This is a genomic window from Paenibacillus shenyangensis, from assembly GCF_000346635.1.
GTDB lineage: Bacteria > Bacillota > Bacilli > Paenibacillales > Paenibacillaceae > Saccharibacillus > Saccharibacillus dauci.
In genome coordinates this window covers 124,605-134,246 of sequence record NZ_AOIG01000023.1, presented here as the reverse complement: position 1 = coordinate 134,246, position 9,642 = coordinate 124,605, and the positions used below count along the sequence as shown (strand labels likewise).

The window sequence follows — 9,642 nt, the reverse complement described above, 5'->3', positions numbered from 1 at the left end:
TTTCCCCACTGGGGATTTTTTTTCGGCCATTTCAGTATTAGTTGCTAAACAAATAACTGGAAACGGCAAAAAAGATGGCTTTAAAGTTGAATATTATACTTTGATATTTATTGCTGTAATATTCAAATGTGTTTGGAATTTTTGTTAATATGCCGGTGTAGCTCAGTTGGTAGAGCAACTGACTTGTAATCAGTAGGTCGGGGGTTCAAATCCTCTCGCCGGCACCACTTTTCGAATTAAAAGTGAAAACAACTTTTAATGGGGATTTAACATGGCGGTCGTGGCGAAGGGGTTAACGCATCGGACTGTGAATCCGACATTCGCGGGTTCAATTCCCGTCGATCGCCCTTTATCTTATCTATATTGGGGATTAGCCAAGCGGTAAGGCAACGGACTTTGACTCCGTCATGCATAGGTTCAAATCCTATATCCCCAGCCATTATTAGAGCCATTAGCTCAGTTGGTAGAGCACCTGACTTTTAATCAGGGTGTCGAAGGTTCGAGTCCTTCATGGCTCACCATTTACCTTTTGTAAATGGACTATATTTTATCTTTGTAATATGCGGTCGTGGCGGAATTGGCAGACGCGCACGGTTCAGGTCCGTGTGGGCTTACCCCCGTGGAGGTTCGAGTCCTCTCGACCGCATCCTTATTACGCGGACGTGGCTCAGCGGTAGAGCATCGCCTTGCCAAGGCGAGGGTCGCGGGTTCGATTCCCGTCGTCCGCTCCATATATATTTTTGGATGTCAGAATGTTAGAACCGATAGCGTAAGCTTTTGTGTTTATTTAACAGTATGACATTTCTGTTTTGGGTTTGATACAGTAGCTGGGTGCTGCTTGATCAGATCTTGATTCCTTGATCCGCGGGTGTAGTTCAATGGTAGAACTTCAGCCTTCCAAGCTGATAGCGTGGGTTCGATTCCCATCACCCGCTTAATAAGAAAAGGATGTCTGACATAGTCAGACATCCTTTTTAGTTTACCCAGAGATTATTAGGATTTGAGATTCCTTTAGGATTTGAGATTCCTTTAGGATTTGAGAGTCTTTAAGATTTGGGAGTCTTTTAAGATTTGGGATTCCACTGGATTAACATTCCCATTTGAGTCAGGCCGGCTCCAAAGCCATATATCATAAGTGTATCTCCTGATTTTAGCTTGTTGTCTTCGATTCCCTGCTGCATAGCGAGAGGAATAGAGGCGGATGAAGTATTGCCATACCATTCTGCACTGGTCAGAGCTTTGGCTGCAGATAGACCTGACTTGTCTGTAATTGAATCAATCATTTTCAGGTTGGCACTATGAGGTGCGAACCAATCAATCTGATCCAGGGTATATCCGGTTTGCTGCAGCAGTCGTTCGATTCCCTGAGGTACTGTACGTACTGCCCATTTATAGACTTCACGTCCATTTTGATAAATCTTGCCTTGTCCATTCATCGTAGCACCTGCAATCTGGTCAGACAGACCACTGCGATACACGTGACAGCCTCCGCTCCCATCGCTATCGGTTACTGTGCCTATGAAGCTCGGTGCTTCTGCATCATATTCTACCAGAGCAGCTCCGGCTCCATCACCAAATAATATACAGGTGTTGCGATCCGTGTAGTCGACTACTTTGGTCATAGTCTCTGCAGCAACCACTAATACTTTGCGATGCAGACCCGAAGTAATAAAGCTATTGGCCATATGAAGAGCATATACAAAACCCGCACATGTCGCATTGAGGTCCAGCGCCCCTGCACGTGAGATATTAAAATGGGATTGAATCTGGGTAGCTACACTGGGAAACTGGTAATCGGCTGTTGTCGTAGCGACCAGAATGAGTTCTACATCATCTAGTTGAACACGGTGGTTAATCAGCATATTTTGAACAGCAGCTATACCAAGATCAGAGCTGAACTGATCAGCTGCAGCTGCCCGTCGCTCACGTATACCGGTACGCTGTACGATCCATTCGTCGGAAGTCTCAACCATTTTCTCCAGATCGGTATTCGTGATTCGGTGTTCGGGTACATACGTACCGAGTGCTGTAATTCTTGCGGTAGATACAGTCATATGGTTCACCTCAACTAAGTATGTGTATGGATTAGGATGTGTACGAAATGATATCTGATAGAACATGGAACAAAATGAGGATATCCACTGAGGAACAAAAAGATGCAGCATGGATGATGGGATAGGTACAGAATTCTAAAGAGCTTTCACATTTGAAAAGCTTTTTTGCATTATACATATAATATGACCTGGTATTAGTACCAGATACTAATTTAATATAACGTATTGTAGGCGAGAAGTAAATCCTAAATTCATTATACCAGTATTTAAAATAGATTTTTTGGAAAGGTATAGATGAAAGGTGTAGGTTGTAGTTAATAGCTCATAATAGCATAATTAAATGGTTATGTAGAATTGATTGTCTGGTATAGATAGATTGCAATAGGGTTAAATGAAATGCCATAATTACAGTATGCTGGGTATGCTGGGTATAGTATTCATTTTATTTTTGGAGAAGCTTATTGTTGAAGGACAATAATACCGTTTAATAAAGATAATCTCCAAAATCCCTTGGACTTTTGAGAATTTAAAGTTAAAAAAGATCTCCAATCTTAGAGAATCTCAGGTTCTAGACAGGCTTAAGTCACAAAAAGTTCTCGAGTTCCAGAAGATCATAACTATTCGAATGAGGTGATGAGCACGATGGAAATCAGGCAATTGACTGCAAAAGAATTTGAACTGCGGATGGAGCTATCGATGTATGCTTTTCAATACCGCAAATCGGCAGAAGAACTGGAAGAGATCAAGCCTCGTTTTAAACCAGACACGGTCTGGGGTGTTTTTGAAGATGGTGAGTTAAGTGCGCAGCTTACTTTGCTACCGATGGAGACATACATACAGGGGCAGCGGTATGCTATGGGTGGAATTGCCAGTGTAGCTACCTGGCCAGAAAAACGGCGGCAGGGATTTGTTGATCAACTGCTGCGACATGCTTTGCAGTTGATGAATGAATCGGGGCAGTCGGTTTCATTTCTGCATCCGTTTTATTTTCCCTTTTACCGTAAATACGGTTGGGAGCTCTATATCGATTATAAGACCTATACGATTCCTACAGCGTTGTTACCTGCCAAAGTGCAATCGGACGGCCAGATAAAACGTGGCATAAAGAATATTGAGCTGCTAAATACTATATATGATGCTTATGCTGCTCAATATAATGGTACATTGATACGAACTGAAGAATGGTGGACATATTCGGTTCTGGATTCAGAATCGATCCAGACAGCAGTCTATTACGATGCCTCCGGAGAAGCTCGTGGTTATATATTGTATGAAGTGAAAGCGCGGAAAATGGAGATTGATGAGCTTGTCTATCTGGATGAATCCTCACGGCAAGCATTGTGGACCTATATTGCCAATCATGATTCAATGATTAACGAGGTGACACTCAAAGCTCCGGTAGATGATGGACTGTCCTATCTGCTTCGCGATCCCCGGATTCAGCAGCAGATTACTCCTTATTTTATGGCGAGAATAGTGAATGTACAGCAATTTCTGGAGCAGTATCCTTTTACTCCTGGAGCGGTACAGGTTGTTACAATTACTGTGCATGATTCCGTTGCTGGTTGGAATGAGGGGATATGGGAAGTATTGATTAACGAATCCGGTCAGGCTCAGGTGAGTCAGCGTAGTGAGCTTCCTGAAGGAGTACAGCAGGATATCCAGCAGTACAGCAGCATTCAGACGGATATTCAGACATTGACAGCGATGCTGATGGGATACCATCGCCCGTCGGAATTATATCGTTGGGAGCGATTGACCGGTAAATCCGAAGCTGTTGATATTCTGGAAAGCCGTATACCGAGAACTACTCCGTATCTAATGGATTTCTTCTAAAACTGCTGGTAGGATTGCTTCTGAAGCATGTGATTTGTTTGGAGGATTTATCAAATAGGAATTGGATATTGGCAAAAAAACATATATAAAAACGATCTTCGGACAGTCTATTTGCTGTCAGGAAGATCGTTTTTGTTTATGTTGATTCTTTTTATAAAACCATGAAATACACGAATGATCTGGAGATTCCAATACATTTGGAGAAGGACAAGACAATTAATCTGTACAGTTACACAGTTGTAGGTTGAAGATTGATGATTTTACATATCATAGATTGAAGCTGGACGATTATAAAGTACGGATGGATATTAATTATGTTAAAAAGTACAGACTGACCTCGGTTGCTTTATACAGTATAGGATAAAGCCTTATCTCATGAAGTAAAAGTGGGCAGCTGACTATTATGGAGTGAGAGCTGGTGCTTTGCGGTTATGGGTACCTTGCTCGTAGCTGTAAGCCAGCTTGATCAGCGTACTCTCGTCAAAAGGACGACCCAGGAATTCAATGCCTACTGGCAGACCTTCCGGAGTGAAACCAGCAGGAACTGTAATAGCAGGGAACCCAGAAAACGGGCTAAGACGATTGTTATTGCCGGATTCCTGATCTTCGCCAATTTTGGCGGCTGGTTCGGTTGTGGTTGGATAGACGATCGCATCCAGCTGGTTATCAGCCATTACTTTGAGCAGTGCTTCACGGGTTACTTTGGTTCGGTTCAGTACAATATCTTTGTACTCCTCGGTATCCAGTGATTCCAGTGCATTGCGTTTTTGCATGGAATCCGTCTGGGAAGGATCGAACTGGCCGGATTCCAGAATCTCTGTCAGCGTATGGTAGGGAGCGTCTTCTCCCAGGCTGGCGAGATAGTCATTCAGCTGGAACTTGAACTCATATCCGCTCAGACTGGGGAATTTCATAATTTGCTCCAGGTGGGGAATCTGTACCGGGACCGCTGTCGCGCCGAGACGCTTGATATCGTCGACTGCTCCATAGACAGCTGTAGTGACAGATTGTTCTGCTGGAGAAGCGCCGAACAGCTCATAGGCCACTCCGATTCGTGCTCCCTTTAGTCCATCTGTCTGAAGGCTATCTGTATAGCTGTTCGGAATATGACCGATACTATAGGCAGTAGCAATATCATCCGGATCATAACCGGCGGTAGCATCCAGCAGAGCGGCTGCATCTGCAACGGTACGCGCAATAGGTCCGCCTACATCCTGGGTAAGTGCCAGCGGAATAATACCATCACGACTGCTAAGGCCCACGGTAGGACGTATACCCACGAGGCTGTTAAATGCAGAGGGAATCCGGATTGAGCCACCTGTATCGGTACCCAGACCAGCTGCGGCAAAATTGGCTGCAATAGCCGCACCCGTCCCACCACTGGAACCACCAGGATAATGATCTATCATGTATGGATTATGTGTCTGTCCACCGAGAGAGCTGGAGGTAGTAATCCCAAAAGCAAATTCATGCAGATTGGATTTGGCGAGAATGATAGCGCCGGCAGCCTTCAATCGGGCGATTTGTTCGGCATCGTCATCAGGGATGGAGTTCTTCAGGCAGACGCAACCAGCTGTAGTCGGCATATCCGCTGTATCAAAATTATCTTTTACAATAATGGGGATACCATGGAGTGGACCGCGCGATCCCTTGTTCTGACGCTCGCGGTCAAGGTTGGCAGCGATCTGCAGTGCCTGGGGATTGATCGTAAGAATGGCATTGATTGTGGGCCCCTGATCATCGTATTTGGCGATACGATCCAGGTACTGCTGAACCAGCTGGACGGAAGTGACTTTGCCAGTGGTAAGAGCCCGCTGTATATCGGCTATAGTCGCTTCAGAGACGTCAAATGTCTCTACTGTACCGGGAGTAGATTGGGCGGAAGCAGTATGTATCGATGGAGCATATGTAGTAACCGATAGTGTAAACAACAAGGCAGCAATGAGATAAATACGTGCCTGCTTTTTCAACTGAGATGTAGAGAAAGGGGATGAATGATGTGACATTGAATCGCCTCTTTTCGTCATTTTGGTTAATAAGTATGCCATTACTTGTTTAATTATGTATTTTATTGTTAGTAAATATAACATGTCAATGGATTTAACCAGAATTAGGAGAGAAGTTGCAGAGAAAGAGGCAAGGCAGGCAGCTATCATTAGTTAGTAATGAATATCTAATCATTACTGTGCGAAATATATCAGGATAATGTATGTTAAAATAAAAAAGATAATGAAGATAATAAGCTCGAACTTAAATGAATGGGTCTAAACAATAGGCTTGCGTATGGAAAGGAAACATCACAATGAAAAAGCTTGTACTGGCTGAAAAGCCTTCGGTAGCAAGAGAAATTGCCCGTGTACTGGGCAGCAATCAAAAACAAAAAGGGTACCTTGAAGGACCTCAATATATTGTGACCTGGGCTCTGGGGCATCTGGTAGGATTGGCTGAACCGGAAGATTATGATAACAAGTATCAGAAATGGAATCTGGAGGATCTACCGATCCTGCCGCCTGGCAGCATGAAGCTAAAAGTACTGCGGGAAAGTGCCCAGCAGTATAAAACGGTTCAGCATCTAATGAAACGTCAGGATGTGGACAGTTTGATCGTAGCTACAGATGCTGCACGTGAGGGCGAACTGTTGGCCCGCTGGATTATACAGATGGCGAAATGGAACAAACCTTTTCAGCGACTGTGGATTTCTTCGCAGACAGACAAAGCGATCAAAGAAGGCTTTGCCAAGCTGCGTCCAGGCAAGGAATTCGATCGACTCTATGAAGCAGCTCGCTGCCGCGCGGAAGCGGACTGGATGATCGGGCTTAATATTACCCGTGCCCTGACATGCAAATTCGATGCCCAGCTATCTGCCGGACGGGTGCAGACACCTACACTGGGGATGATTATGCAGCGCGAGCAGGATATTCGTAATTTCCGCTCGCAAGATTACCATACATTGCAGCTGGATCTGGGAAATTTCCAGATGCAGTGGCGCAGCAAGCAGGGAGACGGACGTCTATTCGATGCAGATATCGTTCAGCAGATGCAGCACAAGCTGGAAGGCAAAAAAGTACAGATTATTCAGGTCAAAAAAAGCGAGAAGCAGGAGCCGCATCCACTCGCTTATGATCTGACCGAGCTGCAGCGCGATGCCAACCGCCGATTTGGATTTTCGGCGAAGCATACATCCAATGTATTGCAAAAGCTCTATGAACAGCACAAGCTGGTTACCTATCCGCGTACGGATTCCCGCTATCTCTCTTCCGATATGACAGAGACCCTGCAGGAGCGCCTGGCCAGTGTAGCAGTAGGACCTTATGCTTCGATCGCGCGTCCTCTGCTGCGCGGCAAGCTGGCTATCAGCCGCCGGATTGTGGATGACAGCAAGGTAAGTGATCATCATGCGATTATCCCGACAGAGCAGACCCTGCTGCTGAACACTCTGACTACCGATGAGCGGAAGCTGTATGATCTGATTGCGAGACGGTTTATCAGTTTATTTTACCCGGCAGCCCGTTATGATACGGTTCAGGTTATCGCTCAGGCAGCAGAGGAGCAGTTCCATGCCAAAGGTGTGACGGTCAAGGACAGCGGCTGGAAAATGGTCTATGGAGATCAGTGGGAAGACGATGAGGACGAAGAATCTTCCGATTCGGTCAAAGCCCAGGAAAGACAGACAGCAACCCAGACATTACCTGAGCTGCAGCAGGGAGATACTTTGATGATACGTAGGACGCAGGTACAAAACGGCAGAACGATGCCGCCGAAGCGTTATACGGAAGCAGCCCTGCTCTCGCAAATGGAAAAGCATGGACTAGGTACACCAGCAACCCGCGCTGACATTATTGAGAAGCTGGTCTCGTCGGATACAATTGAACGTCAAGGCAATCATCTGCATCCTACCGGAAAAGGAACCCAGCTGATCGAACTGGTATCACCGGAGCTACGTTCACCTGAACTGACCGCTAAGTGGGAAAGCGAACTGGAGAAAATCGCACGTGGTCAGGGGCAACCTGGACCTTTTCTGCAGGGAATTCGGCAGATGGCCGAATCGCTGGTCAGCGGTGTCAAACAGAATGATGCCCATTACAAACCGCATAATGTATCGAACAGTCATTGTCCGGATTGCGGTACCCGAATGCTCGAAAAGAAAAGTAAACGTGGAACATTCCTCGTCTGTCCCAGTGAGGATTGCAGCTATCGTCGTACGACGAGTAAACAGCTGTCCAACCGGCGCTGTCCGCAGTGTCACAAGAAAATGGAGATCAAGGATGGCAAGGCAGGCAAGTATATCCAGTGCCTGGGCTGCGGGATTACCGAAAAGCTGAACAAAGACGGAGTCAAACCGGTCAACAAGCGTGAACAGCAAAAGCTGGTCAAACAATTCGAGAAAAAAGAAGAGTTTGGCTCCAGTCTCGGCGATCTGCTAAAAGCAGCTCTGGAAAAGAAGGAATAATATAGCGTTATCCATAATGTATTACTGATGAGAGTACAGACAGCCGGAGCAGGCAGCCAAGCAGAGATGCTGCTGGCGCCGGCTGTTTTATTTTGCAATATGTATTATTAGCAGACCAAAATGGGTGGAGGCAAAGATGAGTAAAACCATTTCAGATATTGCTCAAATTGCGGGCGTAGCCAAAAGTACGGTATCCCGTTACCTGAACGGCGGATCAGTCGGTGTGAATACCCGGCAGAAGCTGGAACAGGTTATCCGGGAAACCGGGTATATTCCGAATACATTTGCCCAGAGTCTCAAAGCCAAAAATGCCAGCATTATCGGTACAATTGTGCCGCGGCTGGATTCATTTGCGACTTCACATACACTGATGGGAATCGATGATCAGCTGCGGCAGTTTGGCTATCGGATGATTATCTCCAATACAAGTCAGGATATGAACCGGGAGATCGAAGCGATCTATGAGCTTGCCAGACAGAAGATAGCGGGGATTATTTTGCTGGCTGCCCGAATTACGGAGGATCATCTGGTAGCAATCCAGGAGACGGGGGTACCCGTACTACTCGTTGGACAGCAGCATGAACAGATTCACAGCCTGATTCACAATGACTATGAAGCAGGATATGATCTGGGACGCTACGTATTATCAAAAGGGCATCGCCGCCTGGTATACCTTGGGGTTACCGAGCAGGATATTGCGGTTGGGATCAGACGTAAAGAAGGATTTGCGCGCGCCGTGGAAGAAACGGGCGGCTGTCAGGTGGATTATTACGAGACAAGCTTCCGTATTCCGGATGCTAGAGAAGCAGCGACAGAGATTTTTGCAAATCCATTTGACGCGTCCGTGATCGTCTGTGCTACGGACAATATTGCACTGGGTGTCATGAAAGCTGCTTATCAGCAGGGAATACGTATTCCGGAAGAGCTGTCTGTTACAGGATTCGGTGGATATGATGTAACCGAAGTTGTCCATCCAGCGTTAACGACAGTACGATATCCCTATACAGAAGCTGGAAAAATAGCTGCCCGTAATATTATTCATCTGGTTAATAATCAGCAGGTAAATAAGGTTACTATAATGGATCATCAATTATTAGAGAGAGAAAGCGTTGACAAATACTAAAAAATGACTTTATAATAACTTTGGAATCGGTTCCAAAGATTCCTCCGCAGGTGGTGCGACGCAGGTTTATGCTAACTGATTCTATAACCAAAAGGATCAGTTCTTATTTTAATTCAATTTGGAACCGGTTCCTTTTATTCAATCAAAAATGGAACCGGTTCCGTAAAAGACGGAGAATA

The 9,642-nt window shown here is 45.6% G+C and carries 5 protein-coding genes and 7 tRNA genes; 10 read left to right on the top strand and 2 right to left on the bottom strand.

Translation table 11 applies throughout. From position 1 onward, the window contains the following. The first annotated feature begins 151 nt into the window (after window positions 1-151). From H065_RS0118795 to H065_RS0118765, 7 genes are all read left to right on the top strand, one after another. A tRNA-Thr gene (locus tag H065_RS0118795) sits at window positions 152-227 on the top strand. Window positions 228-274: 47 nt separating this feature from the next. After that, a tRNA-His gene (locus H065_RS0118790) sits at window positions 275-347 on the top strand. Window positions 348-364: 17 nt separating this feature from the next. Beyond that, a tRNA-Gln gene (locus tag H065_RS0118785) sits at window positions 365-439 on the top strand. A 6-nt stretch (window positions 440-445) separates the two neighbouring features. Then, window positions 446-521, top strand: a tRNA-Lys gene (locus H065_RS0118780). A 41-nt stretch (window positions 522-562) separates the two neighbouring features. Further along, window positions 563-646 (top strand) — tRNA-Leu (locus tag H065_RS0118775). A 10-nt stretch (window positions 647-656) separates the two neighbouring features. Then, a tRNA-Gly gene (locus tag H065_RS0118770) sits at window positions 657-731 on the top strand. Window positions 732-864: 133 nt separating this feature from the next. Next, window positions 865-935 (top strand) — tRNA-Gly (locus H065_RS0118765). Between the two features lie 129 nt (window positions 936-1,064). Here H065_RS0118765 and H065_RS0118760 read toward each other — a convergent pair. Then, window positions 1,065-2,054, bottom strand: coding sequence for a ketoacyl-ACP synthase III (locus tag H065_RS0118760; RefSeq protein WP_017814630.1), 990 nt, complete (start codon window positions 2,052-2,054; stop codon window positions 1,065-1,067). Between the two features lie 642 nt (window positions 2,055-2,696). Between H065_RS0118760 and H065_RS0118755 the strand changes: the two genes are divergently transcribed. Then, the gene (locus H065_RS0118755) at window positions 2,697-3,890 is read left to right on the top strand and encodes a GNAT family N-acetyltransferase (RefSeq protein ID WP_017814629.1); all 1,194 of its coding nucleotides are present in this window, start codon (window positions 2,697-2,699) and stop codon (window positions 3,888-3,890) included. A 401-nt stretch (window positions 3,891-4,291) separates the two neighbouring features. Here H065_RS0118755 and H065_RS0118750 read toward each other — a convergent pair whose 3' ends face one another. Then, on the bottom strand, window positions 4,292-5,896 hold the full coding sequence (locus tag H065_RS0118750; protein ID WP_017814628.1) for an amidase family protein: 1,605 nt from the start codon (window positions 5,894-5,896) through the stop codon (window positions 4,292-4,294). Between the two features lie 296 nt (window positions 5,897-6,192). On the opposite strand from H065_RS0118750, the gene H065_RS0118745 reads away from it, so the two are divergent. Together H065_RS0118745 and H065_RS0118735 are read left to right on the top strand one after the other, a co-directional pair. Next, the gene (locus H065_RS0118745; protein WP_017814627.1) at window positions 6,193-8,340 is read left to right on the top strand and encodes a DNA topoisomerase III; all 2,148 of its coding nucleotides are present in this window, start codon (window positions 6,193-6,195) and stop codon (window positions 8,338-8,340) included. 136 nt (window positions 8,341-8,476) lie between these two features. Then, a complete protein-coding gene (locus H065_RS0118735; RefSeq protein ID WP_017814626.1) occupies window positions 8,477-9,463 on the top strand; it encodes a LacI family DNA-binding transcriptional regulator in 987 nt (328 codons plus the stop codon). Window positions 9,464-9,642: the final 179 nt, after the last annotated feature.